The 16,717-nt window shown below is 68.8% G+C and carries 15 protein-coding genes; 13 read left to right on the top strand and 2 right to left on the bottom strand.

What is annotated here, in order from left to right:
• Positions 1 to 68 precede the first annotated feature (68 nt).
• Positions 69 to 980: a LysR family transcriptional regulator gene (locus G6N26_RS12140; protein WP_083017575.1), complete on the bottom strand. Its 912-nt coding sequence runs from the start codon at positions 978 to 980 to the stop codon at positions 69 to 71.
• A gap of 179 nt (positions 981 to 1,159) precedes the next feature.
• Here G6N26_RS12140 and G6N26_RS12135 point away from each other — a divergent pair, with 179 nt between their 5' ends.
• The 9 genes from G6N26_RS12135 to G6N26_RS12095 all read left to right on the top strand — a co-directional run bounded on the left by G6N26_RS12135 (position 1,160) and on the right by G6N26_RS12095 (position 11,268).
• Positions 1,160 to 1,576: a cupin domain-containing protein gene (locus G6N26_RS12135; protein WP_083017606.1), complete on the top strand. Its 417-nt coding sequence runs from the start codon at positions 1,160 to 1,162 to the stop codon at positions 1,574 to 1,576.
• 43 nt (positions 1,577 to 1,619) lie between these two features.
• On the top strand, positions 1,620 to 2,252 hold the full coding sequence (locus G6N26_RS12130; RefSeq protein WP_083017608.1) for a ComF family protein: 633 nt from the start codon (positions 1,620 to 1,622) through the stop codon (positions 2,250 to 2,252).
• Positions 2,253 to 2,555: 303 nt separating this feature from the next.
• Complete coding sequence (gene hpf / locus G6N26_RS12125; RefSeq protein ID WP_083017577.1) at positions 2,556 to 3,224, top strand: ribosome hibernation-promoting factor, HPF/YfiA family; 669 nt, start codon at positions 2,556 to 2,558, stop codon at positions 3,222 to 3,224.
• A 156-nt stretch (positions 3,225 to 3,380) separates the two neighbouring features.
• Entirely contained in the window at positions 3,381 to 6,209 is a 2,829-nt protein-coding gene (secA, locus tag G6N26_RS12120) for a preprotein translocase subunit SecA (protein WP_083017579.1), read from the top strand.
• A gap of 168 nt (positions 6,210 to 6,377) precedes the next feature.
• Positions 6,378 to 7,124: a hypothetical protein gene (locus G6N26_RS12115; RefSeq protein ID WP_083017610.1), complete on the top strand. Its 747-nt coding sequence runs from the start codon at positions 6,378 to 6,380 to the stop codon at positions 7,122 to 7,124.
• A gap of 33 nt (positions 7,125 to 7,157) precedes the next feature.
• Positions 7,158 to 8,714, top strand: coding sequence for an HD domain-containing phosphohydrolase (locus G6N26_RS12110; RefSeq protein ID WP_083017581.1), 1,557 nt, complete (start codon positions 7,158 to 7,160; stop codon positions 8,712 to 8,714).
• A 91-nt stretch (positions 8,715 to 8,805) separates the two neighbouring features.
• Entirely contained in the window at positions 8,806 to 9,570 is a 765-nt protein-coding gene (gene mddA / locus G6N26_RS12105; RefSeq protein ID WP_179960327.1) for a methanethiol S-methyltransferase, read from the top strand.
• Between the two features lie 59 nt (positions 9,571 to 9,629).
• Complete coding sequence (locus G6N26_RS12100; RefSeq protein ID WP_067169216.1) at positions 9,630 to 10,112, top strand: cation:proton antiporter regulatory subunit; 483 nt, start codon at positions 9,630 to 9,632, stop codon at positions 10,110 to 10,112.
• A 4-nt stretch (positions 10,113 to 10,116) separates the two neighbouring features.
• Entirely contained in the window at positions 10,117 to 11,268 is a 1,152-nt protein-coding gene (locus G6N26_RS12095; RefSeq protein WP_067169219.1) for a cation:proton antiporter, read from the top strand.
• A gap of 5 nt (positions 11,269 to 11,273) precedes the next feature.
• Here the strand turns inward: G6N26_RS12095 and G6N26_RS12090 are convergent, their stop codons facing one another.
• Complete coding sequence (locus G6N26_RS12090) at positions 11,274 to 11,792, bottom strand: Rv3235 family protein (RefSeq protein WP_067169222.1); 519 nt, start codon at positions 11,790 to 11,792, stop codon at positions 11,274 to 11,276.
• 228 nt (positions 11,793 to 12,020) lie between these two features.
• Between G6N26_RS12090 and G6N26_RS12085 the strand changes: the two genes are divergently transcribed.
• The 4 genes from G6N26_RS12085 (at position 12,021) to G6N26_RS12070 (ending at position 16,703) form a co-directional block, all read left to right on the top strand.
• Positions 12,021 to 13,442 carry a WS/DGAT/MGAT family O-acyltransferase gene (locus G6N26_RS12085; protein ID WP_067169225.1) on the top strand — a complete coding sequence of 474 codons (1,422 nt, stop codon included), beginning with the start codon at positions 12,021 to 12,023 and terminating at the stop codon, positions 13,440 to 13,442.
• 95 nt (positions 13,443 to 13,537) lie between these two features.
• A complete protein-coding gene (locus G6N26_RS12080; protein ID WP_067169228.1) occupies positions 13,538 to 14,041 on the top strand; it encodes a DUF6912 family protein in 504 nt (167 codons plus the stop codon).
• Positions 14,042 to 14,178: 137 nt separating this feature from the next.
• Complete coding sequence (locus G6N26_RS12075; RefSeq protein ID WP_067169283.1) at positions 14,179 to 15,333, top strand: ferredoxin reductase; 1,155 nt, start codon at positions 14,179 to 14,181, stop codon at positions 15,331 to 15,333.
• Positions 15,334 to 15,419: 86 nt separating this feature from the next.
• Positions 15,420 to 16,703, top strand: coding sequence for a fatty acid desaturase family protein (locus tag G6N26_RS12070; protein ID WP_067169286.1), 1,284 nt, complete (start codon positions 15,420 to 15,422; stop codon positions 16,701 to 16,703).
• Positions 16,704 to 16,717: the final 14 nt, after the last annotated feature.

The following is a 16,717-nucleotide window of genomic DNA, read 5'->3' as shown; positions in this document are numbered from 1 at the left end:
TTTAATTGCAGCCGTCCCGCGGGCCCGGATATCACTTCCGCCGTCGCGAAAGATGCTGCTGGATAAGGCTATTTGCCCTTGGGCCGGCGCCGCGGCCGCGGCGCCGACGCGAGCAGCATCTCGGCGAGCTTGGCGGCGGCCGGTGCGATCTGCCTCTGCCCTCCCGTGGCGAGAAAGATCGGCCACACGATCTCGGGCTGCAACGGCACCGCGCGCAGGTCCGGAAAACGGGCGGCGTCGCTGGCGGGCATGAAGATCGTGCCCAGCCCGTGCTGTACCAAGCCGGCCGCCATCCAGTAGTTGACCGCCGCTTCATACGGCGTGCGCGGCGTGACGCCAGCTGCCCGGAAGGCGTTCTCGACGACGCGGCGCAAGCCGAATTCGGCGGGGAACCCGATCAGGTCCTCGTCCGCGAGTTCGGTGATGACGATGCGGTCGCGTTGCGCCAGGCGGTGGTCGGGCCGACAGACGAAGAGCATGGGCTCCTCGCAGAGAGGCTGCATATCGACACCCGCCGGGAAGCGATCCGGCGCCGACACGAACGCCAGGTCGAGCGAACCGTCGGCGATCGCCGAGACGTGGGGCATCGAGCCAGTCGGGCTCAGCCGCAGGATGATTCGGACGAATGGGTAGGTGCGGTGGAATTCTCCGAGGATCTTCGGGACATCCAGCGGGCCGAAGGATATGAGCGATCCGATCTCGACGGTTCCCGATAGCTCACCGCGGTAGTCGTCGATCGAATCCTTGGCCAGCCGGGCCGTGTGGATGACGCGGCGCGCATGCTCTCGAAACAGCTCACCCGCCGGGGTCATCTTGATCTGCTGTTTGGATCGGTCGAACAGCTCGACGCCAAGTTCCTTTTCCAGCTTGCTCACCGAGGTGGACAGGGCCGACTGAACGACGTGGACTCGTTGCGCCGCACGCGAAAAGTTCATTTCGCTGGCGACCGCGATGAAGTACTCGAGTTGGCGCAGTTCCATCCCCGACATGTTATCTCTCAGCGAGAAGGAAATTATCGAAACCAATCATTGGACTTGATGACCTCGAGCTGCTGTTCTGAAGGGGGCGGGGCCCCGCCTCACGTATTTCGTTGCACAGCTGCCGAATCCGAGCGGCCGCCACCGAAGCGGACGAATCCGGCTCGGCCGAGGAGGAAGCAATGGCGATCGATGCCGTCGGCGCGCCGCTGGACGCGCTGACCGTGATTCAGTGCGTCACTCCGCCCTTTGTGCCCGCTGACGCGGAGGTCATGACCGTGACCGTCGACTACCCGCCGGGCTGCGCGGGCATCGCGCCGCACCGCCATCCCGGCGGGCCGGTCTTCGGCTACGTGCTCGAGGGCGAAATGCTTTTCGCACTCGAGGGCGAGGTCCCGCGGGTGATCAAGGCCGGTGAGGCGTTCTGGGAGCTTGGGGGAGACGTCATCCACTACTCCGACGCCAACAACCGCTCCGATGCGCCGCTGCGCTTCCTGGCGACGATGCTGTGTGCGCCCGGTCAGCCGATCTTGACCTTTGTCGACGACGACGAACTCGAGCAGCGCCGCGACCGCAGGGTGAGCCCGCGCCGGGAGTGACGCCATGCGCCGCGATGTCGGCCCCGCCCGCCACACTGTCGCCATGCTCGACCTCATCCTGCCGACCGAATGCGGCGGCTGCGGGGCGCCGGCGTCCCGCTGGTGCCAAGCCTGTGCCACGGAGCTGGCCGTCAGACCGGACGAGCCGCACGTGGTGAACCCGCGCATCGACGCGGGCGTCCCGGTGTTCGCGCTCGGCCGCTACGCCAACGCCCGACGGCAGGCGATCCTGGCGCTCAAGGAACACGGCCGCGCCGATCTCGTCGCGCCGCTGGCGCGCGCACTGGCAGTCGGGGTGCACCGGCTGCTGTCGTGGGGGATCGTTGACACCCCGCTGACGATCGTGCCCGCACCGACCCGGCGTTCGGCCGCACGCCGCCGCGGCGGCGACCCGGTGCTGCGGCTGGCCCGCGCCGCGGTGGCGCAGCATCCGGAGATCTGGGTCGCCCAGGCATTGCGGATCAAAGCACTGACCCGCGACTCGGTGGGCCTGGGCACCGCCGCACGCGAACGCAACATCACCGGCCGGGTCGTGCTGCGCGGCCGGCCGCCGCGCACCGACGTCATGGTCGTCGACGACATCGTCACCACCGGGGCGACGGCGCGAGAGTCGGTGCGCGTTCTTCAGGGCGCGGGGGTCCGCGTCGTCGCCGTGCTGGCGATCGCCGCCGCGTGAGGCTGTGAACCGGCCAAGAGGTTGTGAAGAACTCGCAACAGCTCTGCGAAATTAGTGGCATGGGGAGGCGAACACGAGCTAACGTCGGAATCAACATTCATTGACTCACTGGTCGCGATATTCCCAGGTTGAGCCCCACTTGCGGGAAGGGGTGAGTAATCGACACCTTGCACCGGCGGGCAGCCTGCGGCGGTAGCCAGTCTCGAACCGCTCTCACCTCGTCGGCGCATTAAGTCAGCCGGGCACGCAACGCGCGTGCGACGTGTAAAGAGAAACGAGTTGTCACGTATGTCAAGGCTATCCGTGGATTCCGGTCAGATTCTGGACCAACCGCCCTCCGTCCCCGATGGGCAAGCCCAACCGACAACCACCGCCGACGTTGTGTTCAAAGGCCGCAACGTAGAAATCCCCGATCATTACCGTCTGTACGTCTCCCAAAAACTCGCCCGCCTCGAGCGGTTCGATCGCTCCATCTACCTTTTCGATGTCGAGCTCAAGCACGCGCCCAACCGACGGCAGCGCAAATCGTGTCAGCGCGTAGAGATCACCGCCCGCGGCCGGGGCCCGGTGAGCAGGGCGGAGGCCTGCGCCAACAGTTTCTACGCCGCGTTCGAGTCCGCGGTCGACAAGCTGGAGGCCCGGCTGCGCCGCGTCAAGGACCGTCGCAAGGTCCACTACGGCGACAAGACGCCGGTCTCGCTGGCCGCCGCCACCGCGGTGCCGCCCCGGGAACCGGGGCGCGCCGCGCCCGCGGCACCCGCCGAGCACGACGGCGTGGAGTCGGACCACGAACCCGGACGGATCGTGCGGACCAAGGAGCATCCGGCCACGCCGATGACGGTCGACGACGCGCTCTACGAGATGGAGCTCGTCGGGCACGACTTCTTCTTGTTCCACGACAAGCACACCGAGCGCCCGTGCGTGGTCTACCGCCGCCACGCCTATGACTACGGCCTGATCCGACTGGGCTGATGCCGTTATCCCGCCGAGCGTCGACTTGTGGCGGGATTCCCAGCAAATTGGCGCAACAAGTCGACGTTCGGCGTCCAAAGAAGTGTGTCGCCTACCATGGGAGTCGCTCGATCAAGACTCCTACCAACAGGGGCATATCCCAAAGGGGACAACACCGTGCTGTCGAAGTTGCTGCGCCTTGGCGAAGGTCGCATGCTCAAGCGTCTCAAGCGGGTGGCTGACTACGTCAACACCTTGTCCGACGAGATCGAGAAGCTCACCGACGCCGAGTTGCGGGCCAAGACCGACGAGTTCAAGAAGCGGCACGCCGACGGCGAGAGCCTCGACGACCTGCTGCCCGAGGCGTTCGCGGTGGCCCGCGAGGCGGCCTGGCGGGTGCTCGACCAGCGCCCCTTCGACGTGCAGGTGATGGGCGCGGCGGCGCTGCACTTCGGCAACGTCGCCGAGATGAAGACCGGTGAGGGCAAGACCCTGACCTCGGTGCTGCCGGCCTACCTCAACGGCATCGGCGGCAAGGGCGTGCACGTCGTCACCGTCAACGACTACCTGGCCAAACGTGACAGCGAGTGGATGGGCCGCGTGCACCGCTTCCTCGGCCTGGACGTCGGTGTGATCCTCGCCCAGATGACCCCCGACGAGCGCCGGGTGGCCTACCACGCCGACATCACCTACGGCACCAACAACGAATTCGGGTTCGACTACCTGCGCGACAACATGGCGCATTCGCTCGATGACCTGGTCCAGCGCGGACACAACTTCGCCATCGTCGACGAGGTCGACTCCATCCTGATCGACGAGGCCCGCACCCCGCTGATCATTTCCGGCCCCGCCGACGGCGCCTCCAACTGGTACCTCGAGTTCGCCCGGCTGGCGCCGCTGATGGAAAAGGACACCCACTACGAGGTGGATCTGCGCAAGCGCACCGTCGGCGTGCACGAGCTCGGCGTGGAGTTCGTCGAGGACCAGCTCGGCATCGACAACCTCTACGAGGCCGCCAACTCACCGCTGGTCAGCTACCTCAACAACGCGCTGAAGGCCAAGGAGCTGTTCAACCGCGACAAGGACTACATCGTGCGCGACGGCGAGGTCCTCATCGTCGACGAGTTCACCGGCCGCGTGCTCTACGGCCGCCGCTACAACGAGGGCATGCACCAGGCCATCGAGGCCAAGGAGCACGTCGAGATCAAGGCCGAGAACCAGACGCTGGCCACCATCACGCTGCAGAACTACTTCCGCCTCTACGACAAGCTCGCCGGCATGACCGGTACCGCCCAGACCGAGGCGGCCGAGCTGCACGAGATCTACAAGCTCGGCGTGGTGCCCATCCCCACCAACAAGCCGATGGTCCGCGCCGACCAGTCCGACCTGATCTACAAGACCGAAGAGGCCAAGTACATCGCGGTCGTCGACGACGTCGTCGAGCGCTACGAAAAGGGCCAGCCGGTGCTGATCGGTACCACCAGCGTCGAGCGCTCGGAGTACCTGTCGCGGCAGTTCCAGAAGCGCCGCGTCCCGCACAACGTGCTCAACGCGAAGTTCCACGAGCAGGAGGCGACCATCATCGCGGTCGCCGGCCGGCGCGGCGGCGTCACCGTGGCCACCAACATGGCGGGTCGAGGCACCGACATCGTGCTGGGCGGCAACGTCGACTTCCTGACCGACCAACGGCTGCGTGAGCGCGGCCTGGACCCGGTGGAGACGGCCGACGAGTACGAAGCGGCCTGGCACGAGGAATTGCCGAAGGTCAAGGAGGAGGCCTCCCAAGAGGCCGAAGAGGTGATCGAGGCCGGCGGTCTGTACGTGCTGGGCACCGAACGGCACGAGTCGCGGCGCATCGACAACCAGCTGCGCGGCCGCTCCGGTCGCCAGGGCGACCCGGGCGAGTCGCGCTTCTACCTGTCCCTGGGCGACGAGCTGATGCGCCGGTTCAACGGCGCCGCGCTCGAGGCGATGCTCAACCGGCTGAACCTCCCCGACGACGTGCCCATCGAGGCGAAGATGGTCACCCGGGCGATCAAGAGCGCCCAGACCCAGGTGGAGCAGCAGAACTTCGAGGTCCGCAAAAACGTCCTCAAGTACGACGAGGTGATGAACCAGCAGCGCAAGGTGATCTACGCCGAGCGCCGCCGCATCCTGGAGGGCGAGAACCTCAAGGAGCAGGCGCTGGACATGGTCCGCGACGTGGTCACCGCCTACGTCGACGGCGCGACCGCCGACGGCTACGCCGAGGATTGGGACCTGGAATCCCTGTGGACGGCGCTGAAGACGCTGTACCCGGTCGGCATCGACCATGCGCCGCTGACCCACCACGACGCCGACTCCGAGCGCGACGACCTCACCCGCGAGGAACTGCTCGAGGCGCTGGTGAAAGACGCCGAAAATGCCTACGCCACAAGGGAAGCCGAACTCGAGGAGATCGCCGGCGAGGGTGCGATGCGTCAGCTCGAGCGCAACGTGCTGCTCAACGTCATCGACCGGAAGTGGCGCGAGCACCTCTACGAGATGGACTACCTCAAGGAGGGCATCGGGCTGCGCGCGATGGCGCAGCGCGATCCGCTGGTCGAATACCAGCGCGAGGGCTACGACATGTTCATGGCCATGCTCGACGGCATGAAAGAGGAGTCGGTCGGGTTCCTGTTCAACGTCACCGTCGAGGCGGCGCCCTCCCCGCAGGTGGCCCCGGTCCAGGCGCCCGAAGGGCTGGAGGAATTCGCCACCGCCGCGGCCGGGCAGCAGGGCGGTGCCACGACGGCCGTCCGCGAAGAGGCGCCAAGCACGTTGCGCGCCAAGGGGATTGACAACCAGGCACCGGCGCTCACCTATTCCGGCCCGTCGGAGGACGGCTCGGCGCAGGTGCAGCGCAACGGCGGCGACGCCAAGACGCCGGCCGGGGTTCCCGCCGGGGCCAGCCGCCGCGAGCGGCGCGCGGCCGCGCGTCAACAGGGCCGCGGCGCCAAGCCGCCCAAATCGGTGAAGCGGCGCTAGCGCCGCGCACCCGCGCGCATCCCCACCTTCCGCGCGCCCCTAGGTTCCGCTCGGGTGTGCGGCAGGCCGCACACCCGGCACCGAACGCGCGGCAGGCCGCACACTCGTCGTCGAAATTGAGGCATCCGCCCCATGCGCCGGGGCGGCGGACGCGCGGACCATCCATGCATGACCACAGCACGCACCCCGCTCGAGGCCGCCACCGCCGTCCTGCATCACCCCGTCCTGCCCGCGGGGGATGACGAACGCTTCGTCGGATTCGGCGTCATGGGGCTCCCGTTCGCCAGCGGGCATTACCTGGCGCTGCGGCAGTTCCCCGCGACGTCGTTCTCGCCCGGCTATCGCTCGGTGTGGCACCGCGACGACCACGGCGCCTGGACCTTCTATGCGACCACGCCGGGCCCGCAGAGCTGCGCCCGTTTCTTCAGCGCGGCCACCCGCCACGACGCGGTCCAGTGCGACATCGACGTCGCGTGGGTCACCCCGTGGTCGCTGTTCGTCGCCATCCCGGGATTACTGGCCTGGCACATCGACCTGCGCGCCACCTGGTCGGCGCGGCTGATGAGCACCGTCGGCGCGCGGCTGCCCGCGTGGGCGTGGACCAACCCGGCGGCCCTGGCCGTCCTGGGCCGGGTCGCCGGGCCGACGCTGCGGGCCGGGCGGATCCGGCTCGCCGGAACCGCGCCCAACGGCCAGCGATTCATGATCGCGCCCGCGCGGGTGTGGGCGGTGGGACACTCGCGCGCGGTCTTGGGCGAGGTGGACCTCGGGCCGGTCGGGCCGCTGCGCCCGCAGGCGCGGCTGGGCGACTTCCGGCCGCCACAGCGCGGCGTCTTCGCGGTCGGCTCCGGGCATTTCGACACCTTCGACGCCGGCCGGCACGAGGCCGTACGGCGCACCGCCACAATCGGGTGACCCCGCGGCCGCGAGCTGGGCACAATGAGGCTCATGTCAGAGCCCGAGCTGCCGACACGGGCGGAGCTGCTGGCGGCGTTGTCCGTGGCGATCGATCTCGGCCTCGGCCAGCCCGCCGAACACATGCTGCGCGCGGCGCTCATCGCGACCCGGCTCGCCGACCGGCTGGGGCTGAGCGCCGACGAGCGCGACTGCGCCTACTACACCACGCTGATCATGTGGGTCGGCTGCCACGCGGACTCCCACGAATACGCGCGGTGGTTCGGCGACGACATCGCCGTCCGGCACGACTCCTATCTGGTCGACTGGTCCGGGCTCCCATACCTGCGCTTCCTGGCGAGCAACGTCGGCCGCGGCCAGCCCCTCGCGCATCGAATGGCCGTGCTGGCAACGCTTTTCGCCGACGCACGCGGTCACATCTCCCGGCTGATCCACTCGCACTGCGCGTCGGCGGCGCTGCTGGCCGCCCGGATCGGGCTGAGTCCCGACGTGCAGGCCGCACTCGCGTTCGCCTTCGAGCGTTTCGACGGCGGTGGGCTGCCCACCGGGGCGCGGGGGGAGACCATCCCCCTCCAGATGCGCATCGCGCAGCTCGCCGACATGGTCGAGGTTCATCACCGCACGTACGGCTTCGCCGGCGCCGTGACCCTGGTGAGCGGCCGGCGCGGCGGGCAGTTCGATCCCCGAGTCGCCGACGCGTTCCTGCGTGACCCCGACGCGATCCTGGCCGGACCGCCGGCCGGCGACGCCTGGGCGGCGGCGCTGGACGAGGCGCCCGATCGCCATCAGCGGCTTGACGATTCGTCGCTGGACGCGTTGCTCGTCGCGCTGGGCGACTTCGTCGACCTGAAATGTCCGTTCACCCTTGGGCATTCGCGCGCGGTGGCCCGGCTGGCGGGCGACGCGGCGCTGGCCGCCGTGATGGACGCGGACGCGGTGGCGCTGACCCGGCGCGCGGGCCACGTCCATGACCTCGGCCGCATCGGGGTGTCGAATCACATCTGGTCCCGGCGCGGCCCGTTGAGCGCATCGGAATTCGAGCGGGTTCGGCTGCACCCCTATCTGACGGTGCGCATCCTCAACCAGGTCCCCGGCCTGGGGCGGCTGGCCGAGGTCGCCGGCAATCACCACGAATGCCTCGACGGTTCGGGATACCCGCGCGGGCTGGCCGGGTCCGCGCTGCACATGCCGGACCGCATCCTGGCCGCCGCCGTCTGTTACCAGTCCGCCCGCGAGCCGAGGCCGTACCGGGAGCCGATGTCGGCCGACGCGGCGGCGCGGCGGCTGCGCGGGCGCGCGCACGCCGGTGACCTCGACGCGGTCGCGGTCGAAGCGGTGTTGCACGCGGCCGGGCAACCCGCGCAACGACCGAACCTGCGGCCGGACGGGCTGACCCCCAGGGAGATCGAGGTCCTGTGCCTGGTCGCCCGCGGCGCGTCCAACAAGGAGATCGCGGCGTCGCTGGTGATCAGCGAGAAAACAGCCCGCAACCACGTCGAGCGGACTTACGCGAAGATCGGCGTGTCGAACCGCATCGGCGCCAGCATGTATGCGCTGCAGCATGGCCTGGTGGACCCGGTGCCCAGCTAACCCGGTCGGCGTCCGGAAACGTGCTGGGCGCGGCGGAAAATGAGGCATCCGCCCCATGTTCAAACGCGCCGAGGAGGCGCACAATCAGCGAATGAAGCGATTCTTGATAGTCGGTTACGGCGCCGCCGCTTACCTGCTCTTTCTTGCCGCATTTCTATATCTCGTGGCTTTCTTGGGAAACTTCTGGGTGCCACGAACCGTCGATCACGGGCTGTCTTCGCCCATCGGTGAGGCGGTGCTGATCAACATCGGGCTGCTTGCCGTGTTCGCCGTCCAGCACAGCGTCATGGCGCGGCCGTCGTTCAAGGCGTGGTGGACGCGGATCGTGCCGTCGCCGATCGAGCGCAGCACCTACGTCGTGCTGTCCAGCGTCGTCCTGGTGTTGCTCTACTGGCAATGGCGGACGATGCCGGCCGTCGTCTGGGACGTGCGGCTGCCGGTCGCGCGCCTGGCGCTGTGGACGCTGTTCTGGCTCGGCTGGGCCATCGCGCTGGCCGCGACGTTCATGGTCAGCCACTTCGACCTGTTCGGCCTGCGCCAGGTGTACCTCGCGTGGCGCGGAAAACCGTACACGCACATAGGTTTTCACACACGGATGCTGTACCGGGTGGTGCGCCACCCGCTCATGCTCGGTTTCGTCATCGTCTTCTGGGCGGTGCCCACCATGACGGCCGGACACCTGCTCTTCTCGGTCGCCATGACGGGCTACATCCTGGTCGCCACCCACCTGGAGGAGCACGACCTGGTGGCCGCGCTGGGTGAGCAGTATCGCGACTACCGCCAGCGGGTGCCGATGCTGCTGCCCCTGGGACACCGGCCGCGCCGCGACCCGGCCCAACCGGCGGAGCTGCATTAGCTTCGGGAAAGCCTGCGGACCGCTGACGGCGGGCCGCGCGACCTGTCAGGATTGACGCCATGGACGTCAAGGAGGTGTTGCTGCCCGGGGTCGGTCTTCGCTACGAATTCACCGACCAGAAGGGCGACCGCATCGGCATCATCGCGCGGCGCAGCGGCGATTTCGACGTCGTCGTCTACGCCCGCGAGGATCCGGACGAGGCCCGACCGTTGCTCCACCTCAACGACCAGGAGGCCGAGGCGGTGGCCCAGATCCTGGGGGCGCCCCGGATCGCCGAGCGGTTCACCGAGCTGGCCCGCGAGATACCGGGGCTCGAGACGGGACAGGTGCACATCCTGGCCGGCAGCCCCTTCGTGGACCACCCGCTGGGAGACACCCGCGCCCGCACCCGCACCGGGGCGTCCATCGTCGCCATCGTGCGCAACGAGGAAGTGCTGGCCTCACCGGGCCCCGCGGAGATGCTGCACGTCCGGGACGTTCTGATCGTCATCGGCACCGAAGACGGCATCGCCGGGGTCGAGAACATCATCGACAAAGGTTGAGCCGGTGCAGATCTCGGGGACGCTGTTGCTACAACTCGGCGCCCTCCTGGCCACGCTGGCCGTATTGGGCGCCGCCGCACGCAGATTCGCGTTGTCGCCCATTCCCGTGTACCTGCTGGCCGGCCTGGCCCTGGGCAACGGCGGGATCCTGCCGATGGCCGCCGGCGGGGAGTTCATCACCACCAGCGCGCCGATCGGCGTCGTGTTGCTGCTGCTCACCCTGGGCTGTGAGTTCTCGGCGGCCGAATTCTCTTCCAGCATGCGCCACCACCTGCCGTCCGCGGCCGTCGACGTCGTTCTGAACGCCGCGCCCGGCGCGATCGCCGGCTGGCTGCTGGGGCTGGACGGCGTGGCCATCCTGTGCCTGGCCGGCGTCACCTACATCTCCTCGTCGGGCGTCATCGCCCGGCTCCTGGAGGACCTGCAGCGGCTCGGTAACCGGGAAACCCCGGCGGTGCTGTCGGTGCTGGTGCTCGAAGACTTCGCGATGGCCGCCTATCTGCCGCTGTTCGCCGTCCTCGCGTCGGGCGGCGGGTGGCTGCACGCCGTCGGCGGCATGGCGGCGGCGGTGGGCGCTTTGGTGGCGGCGTTCGCCGCCTCCTCCCGCTGGGGCCACCACGTGGACCGGCTGGTCGAACACCCCGACTCCGAGCAGCTGATGCTGCGGGTGCTGGGCATCACGCTGATCGTGGCGGCGCTGGCCGAGTCGCTGCACGCCTCGGCCGCGGTGGGCGCGTTCCTGGTGGGCCTGACCCTGACCGGGGAGACCGCCGAGCGGGCCCGCCAGGTGCTGAGCCCGCTGCGTGATCTGTTCGCCGCCATCTTCTTCCTGGCGATCGGCTACGCGGTGGACCCGCAGGAGCTGATCCCCATGCTTCCCGCGGCGCTGGTCCTGGCCGTGGTGACCGCGGCGACCAAGGTGGCGACCGGGATGTACGCCGCCCGGCACGACGGGGTAGCACGGCGCGGGCAGCTGCGCGCGGGCACCGCATTGATCGCCCGTGGCGAATTCTCGCTGATCATCATCGGATTGGCCGGCAAGTCGCTGCCGGCCGTTGCGGCCCTGGCGACGTCCTACGTTTTCGTCATGGCGATCCTGGGGCCGGTGCTGGCCCGCTACACCGGCGGTCCGCGAACGGCCGCCGCGCCGAAGTGACCGCGTCATCCGATGTGGAGCGCCACCACCATCCACCGGGCCCCGCTCGCCAGGCTTACCTGCTCTACCCGGCAGGCGATGGCGTGGATGCGGTTCCCGCGACTGTAGGAGCCGAAGACCTCTGCCGCGGTGTCTGGATCCCGGTGCCCCGCCGGCTGTAATCGCATGCGGCGCAACACGGCGGCGCCCGCGTGAGCGGACGCGCGCCCGGCCGCCGAACGCCCCACCGCGACAACGGAATCCACCAGGCCAGGCGACAGCAACGGATGCAGCTGGGCGACCGGCCGGCGGCGATCGATGACCTCCAGCACGCGCCGCAGCGCGGCGTCGGCGAAGGTCGCAGCCTGCCGCATCCGCGCGGACATGACGGTGGCCGGATCCGGCGTCGGCGCCCTGCTGGGTTGCCCGGTGTACGGCCGGGGCGTGGCGTGGCGGCGGCGCGACGGGTCGCGCGAGGACGGCCGGCACGGCGCGACGGCGCGCGGCACGTCCTGGGTCTTCGGCTCGTAATCGACGACTGGCACGACGGTGAAAGCGCCGGACGAATTCGCAACGGGGTTACTGTTCAACGCGCACTCTCCAACTTCGGCCGGACCGGAAGCCTGCTGGAGAGGGGCAGACAGTGGTCATCATGGCACAACTCACCGATCGCGCGTCCCCGCGCCGACGTGCGCTGTGGGCCGGGCTATTACCGTGGGCCAGACATCGCTTGAGCCGACCCGGCGATGAATCGACGAGGAGGACTGCGCCGTATGGTGACCCGGTTGTCCCCGCCGGACGCGTCGTTCTATCGGCTGGAAAACACCGCCACCCCCATGTACGTCGGTTCGCTGGCGATCCTGCGCCGTCCGCGTGCCGGGCTGAGCTACGAGACCCTGCTGGCCACCGTCGAGCAGCGGCTGCCCCAGATCCCGCGCTACCGGCAGAAGGTCCGCGAGGTGCCGGTCGGCACCGCCCGGCCGGTGTGGATCGACGACAGCGACTTCGACATCACCTATCACGTACGGCGTTCGGCGCTGCCCTCGCCGGGCAGCGACGGGCAACTGCATGAGCTGATCGCCCGGCTGGCCGCGCGGCCGCTGGACAAGTCGCGGCCGCTCTGGGAGATGTACCTGGTCGAGGGCCTGGCCAAAAACCGGGTCGCCCTCTACACCAAATCCCATCAAGCCCTGATCAACGGGATGGCGGCGCTGGAGATTAACCACGTCATCAGCGACCGGACCAAGCGCCCGCCCCCGGCCCCCGAAGACATCTGGATCCCGGAACGCGACCCGGGCAACACCCGGCTGGTGCTCGGCGCGATCGGCGAGTGGGTGACGGGTCCGAGCGCGCAGCTGCAGGCCGTCGGGTCCGCGATCGGCGGGCTGGCCACCAATTACGGTGAGCTCGTCGGCGCGGGCCGCCGGGTGTTCGGTTTCGTGCGCAACCTGGCCCGCGGTGACGCGCCCAGCAGCCCGCTCAACGCCACCGTGTCGCGGCATCGCCGGTTCACCGTCGCCACCGGCAGCCTCGAGGACTACCGCGCGGTGCGGGCCCGCTATGACTGCGACGTCAACGACGTGGTGCTCGCCGTGATCGCCGGCGCGCTGGGCAACTGGCTGATGTCGCGCGGGGTGGCGGTGTCGCCGACCGCGACCGTGCGGGCGATGGCGCCGCTGTCGGTGTACGACGACGGCGACCTCGACGCGACCGGACCCGGGCAGGCCATCAGCCAGGTCATGCCGTTCCTCGTCGACCTGCCGGTGGGGGAGCCGAACGCCGTGGTGCGGCTCTCGCAGATCGCGCACGCCACCGAGTCCAACCCGACGGCCGCGCAACTGGTGGACGCCAGGACCATCGTCACGCTGTCGGGGTTCGCCCCGCCCACGTTGCACGCCATGGGAATTCGGGTCGCGACCAGTTTCCCGAGCTTCTCCAAGCGCACGTTCAACCTGCTGATCACCAACGCGCCCGGGGCCCAGTCGCAGATGTACGTCGCGGGCACCAAGTTGCTGGAGACCTACGCGGTGCCGCCGCTGCTGCACAACCAGGCGTTGGCGATCGGCGTTACGTCGTACAACGGCATGCTCTATTACGGGATCAACGCCGACCGCGAGGCCATGAGCGACGTCGACCTGCTGCCGGGACTGCTGAGCCAGGCGCTCGAGGAACTGCTGGAGGCTTCCCGGTCCTAGTCGGCGGTGAAAACCCCTGCGTGCGGCTATCATTCGTTGCTGTGATGCCAGCCGTGCCCACGATGTCCGACGCCTCGACGCCGATCTAGCCGCGCATGACCGTCGTTTACATCCCCGCCACGCTGGCCATGCTGCAGCAGCTCGTCGCCGACGGCTCGCTGCGGCCGGTCAGCGGCACGGCGTTCGCGCTGACGCCCAAGTTGCGTGAGGCCTATGCCGAGGGCGACGACGACGAACTCGCCGACGTGGCGCTGCGCGAGGCGGCGCTGGCGTCGCTGCGTCTGCTGGCGGGCGACGCGCCCGCGGGGGCCCTGCCGCCGCGCCGCGCGGTGCTGGCCGCCGACGTCGAGGACGTCACCTACCGTCCCGACCTCGACGACGCCGTGGTCAGGCTGCCCGGCGCGGTCGCGATCGACGACGTGATCGCCGCGTACGTCGACAACGCCGACGCGGAAGAGGCGGTGGCCAAAGCCATCGAGGCGGTCGATGCCGCGGACCTGGGCGATGAGGACGCCGACCTGATCGTCGGCGACGCGCAAGACCACGATCTCGCCTGGTACGCCAACCAGGAGCTGCCGTTTCTCCTGGAGCTGATGTGACGCCGACTGTGAGGCATTCGAACGCGCAGCGCTAGCTACGACACCGTAGGTTACGGTACCGTAGGTTTCGTGAAGCGCACAGAATCGATCACAATGTGAGCGTCAGTAAAGCGCCACGTCGTGAGCAGGAGCTTCCCCTGGGTAAACGGAACCCATCGATCGCGGGCAACGTCGTCGACACCAAGCGACCCGTGGTCGCCGGAGCCGACCGGCACCCCGGCTGGCACGCCCTGCGCAAGCTCGCCGCGCGGATCACGACGCCGCTGCTGCCCGACGACTATCTACACCTGGCCAATCCCCTCTGGTCGGCGCGCGAACTGCGAGGACGCGTCCTGCAGGTGCGCCGCGAGACCGAGGACTCCGCGACCCTGGTCATCAAACCGGGTTGGGGCTTCAACTTCGACTACCAACCGGGCCAGTACATCGGCATCGGCCTGCTTATGGACGGGCGCTGGCGCTGGCGGTCCTATTCGCTGACGTCGACCCCGGCGGCGACGCCCGCGCGTGCCGGTTCGGCGCGCACCGTGACGATCACCGTCAAGGCGATGCCGGAGGGGTTCCTGTCGTCGCACCTGGTGGCCGGTGTCGAGCCGGGCACCGTCGTGCGGCTGGCCGCGCCGCAGGGCAACTTCGTCCTGCCCGACCCCGCGCCGCCGTCGATCCTGTTCCTCACCGCCGGCTCCGGAATCACGCCCGTGATGTCGATGTTGCGAACGCTGGTGCGCCGCAACCAAATCGGTGACATCACCCACCTGCATTCGGCCCCCACCGAATCCCACGTCATGTTTCGTGGCGAGCTGGCCGCGCTGCAGGCCGACCACCCGGGCTACCGGTTGCAGTTGCGCGAGACGCGCACCCAGGGCCGGCTCGACCTGTCCACGCTGGACACCGACGTGCCGGACTGGCGCGAGCGCCAGACCTGGGCCTGCGGGCCGGAGGGCCTGCTCACCGCGGCCGAACGCGCATGGTCGGCCGCGGGTCTCGCCGAGCGGTTGCATCTCGAGCGGTTCGCGGTCTCCAAGGCCGCGCCCGCCGGTGCCGGTGGGACGGTCACGTTCGCGCAAAGCGGGCGCACCGTCGCCGCCGACGCCGCGACGTCCTTGATGGATGCGGGGGAGGGCGCCGGGGTGCAGATGCCGTTCGGGTGCCGCATGGGTATCTGTCAGTCGTGCGTGGTCGGCCTGGTGGAGGGGCACGTCCGCGACCTGCGGACCGGCCAAGAGCACGATCCCGGAATGCGGGTACAGACCTGTGTGTCGGCCGCGTCCGGCGATTGCGTGCTCGACATTTAAAGGCTACTCATAGGTAACCTACGGATTCGTAGGTTACGATAGCGTAGGTCTAGTACCGACCAACCGACCGCAGGGAGATGACGACGATGGCGATCACTGACGTCGACGTATTCGCCCATCTGACGGACGCCGATATCGAAAACCTGGCCTTTGAGCTCGATGCCATCCGCCAGGACGTGGAAGACTCGCGCGGCGAGCGGGACGCTCGCTACATCCGCCGCACCATCGCGGCCCAGCGCGCGCTCGAGGTCACCGGCCGGCTGTTGCTGGCCGCCAGCTCGCGGCGCTCGGCCTGGTGGGCGGGGACGGTGACCCTGGGCGTGGCCAAGATCGTCGAGAACATGGAGATCGGCCACAACGTCATGCACGGCCAGTGGGACTGGATGAACGACCCCGAGATTCACTCCTCGACATGGGAGTGGGACATGAGCGGGTCGTCCAAGCACTGGCGCTACACCCACAACTTCGTGCACCACAAGTACACCAACATCCTCGGGATGGACGACGACGTCGGCTACGGCCTGCTGCGCGTCACCCGCGACCAGCGCTGGAAGCGGTTCAACATCTTCAACCTGGTGTACAACACCTTGCTCGCGCTCCTCTTCGAGTGGGGAGTCGGCCTGCAGCACGTGGAGCTGGGCAAGATCGCCAAGAAGCGGATGGACAACGACGAGGCCCGGCAGCGGACCGAGGAGTTCCTGGCCAAGGCCGGACGGCAGGTGTTCAAGGACTACGTGGCGTTTCCCGCGCTGACGTCGTTGTCGCCCGGTGCCACCTACATGTCCACGCTCAAGGCCAACGCGCTAGCCAACGTGATTCGCAACGTGTGGGCCAACGCGGTGATCTTCTGCGGCCATTTCCCCGACGGCGCAGAGAAATTCACCAAGACCGACATGATCGGCGAGACCAAGGGGCAGTGGTATCTGCGACAGATGCTGGGCAGCGCCAACTTCGAGGCCGGCCCGGCGCTGCGCTTCATGAGTGGCAACCTGTGCCACCAGATCGAGCACCACCTGTACCCCGATCTGCCGAGCAACCGGCTGCACGAGATCTCGCAGCGGGTGCGCCAGGTCTGCGACAAGTACGACTTGCCGTACACCACAGGCTCTTTCCTGTTCCAGTACGCCAAGACGTGGCGCACGCTGGCCAAGTTGTCGCTGCCGAACAAGTATTTGCGCGACGACGCCGACAACGCGCCGGAGACCCGCAGCGAGCGGATGTTCGCCGAACTCGAGCCCGGCTTCTTGGGCACCGATCCGGCCACTGGCCGCCGCCGCGGTCTGAAGTCCGCAATCGCCGCCGTGCGCGGTTGGCGGCGCGGGAAGCGGGCGGACGCGGCGCGCGGCGTTGACGACGGCCTCGCCGCCTAGCTCACGCCGAGTGC

This window comes from Mycobacterium marseillense (genome assembly GCF_010731675.1).
Classification (GTDB): domain Bacteria; phylum Actinomycetota; class Actinomycetes; order Mycobacteriales; family Mycobacteriaceae; genus Mycobacterium; species Mycobacterium marseillense.
The sequence above is the reverse complement of the archived record's forward strand: the minus strand, read 5'-3'. Positions and strand labels throughout refer to the sequence as shown.

Bases quoted from the DNA above. Each gene is read 5' to 3' on its own strand.
- G6N26_RS12080 (WP_067169228.1), top strand. From the start codon at position 13,538: ATGACCGTCGTTTACATCCCCGCCACGCTGGCCATGCTGCAGCAGCTC.
- G6N26_RS12130 (WP_083017608.1), top strand. From the start codon at position 1,620: ATGCTCGACCTCATCCTGCCGACCGAATGCGGCGGCTGCGGGGCGCCG.
- G6N26_RS12070 (WP_067169286.1), top strand. From the start codon at position 15,420: ATGGCGATCACTGACGTCGACGTATTCGCCCATCTGACGGACGCCGAT.
- G6N26_RS12085 (WP_067169225.1), top strand. From the start codon at position 12,021: ATGGTGACCCGGTTGTCCCCGCCGGACGCGTCGTTCTATCGGCTGGAA.
- G6N26_RS12115 (WP_083017610.1), top strand. From the start codon at position 6,378: ATGACCACAGCACGCACCCCGCTCGAGGCCGCCACCGCCGTCCTGCAT.
- mddA (WP_179960327.1), top strand. From the start codon at position 8,806: ATGAAGCGATTCTTGATAGTCGGTTACGGCGCCGCCGCTTACCTGCTC.
- G6N26_RS12135 (WP_083017606.1), top strand. From the start codon at position 1,160: ATGGCGATCGATGCCGTCGGCGCGCCGCTGGACGCGCTGACCGTGATT.
- G6N26_RS12110 (WP_083017581.1), top strand. From the start codon at position 7,158: ATGTCAGAGCCCGAGCTGCCGACACGGGCGGAGCTGCTGGCGGCGTTG.
- G6N26_RS12140 (WP_083017575.1), bottom strand. From the start codon at position 980: ATGGAACTGCGCCAACTCGAGTACTTCATCGCGGTCGCCAGCGAAATG.
- G6N26_RS12100 (WP_067169216.1), top strand. From the start codon at position 9,630: ATGGACGTCAAGGAGGTGTTGCTGCCCGGGGTCGGTCTTCGCTACGAA.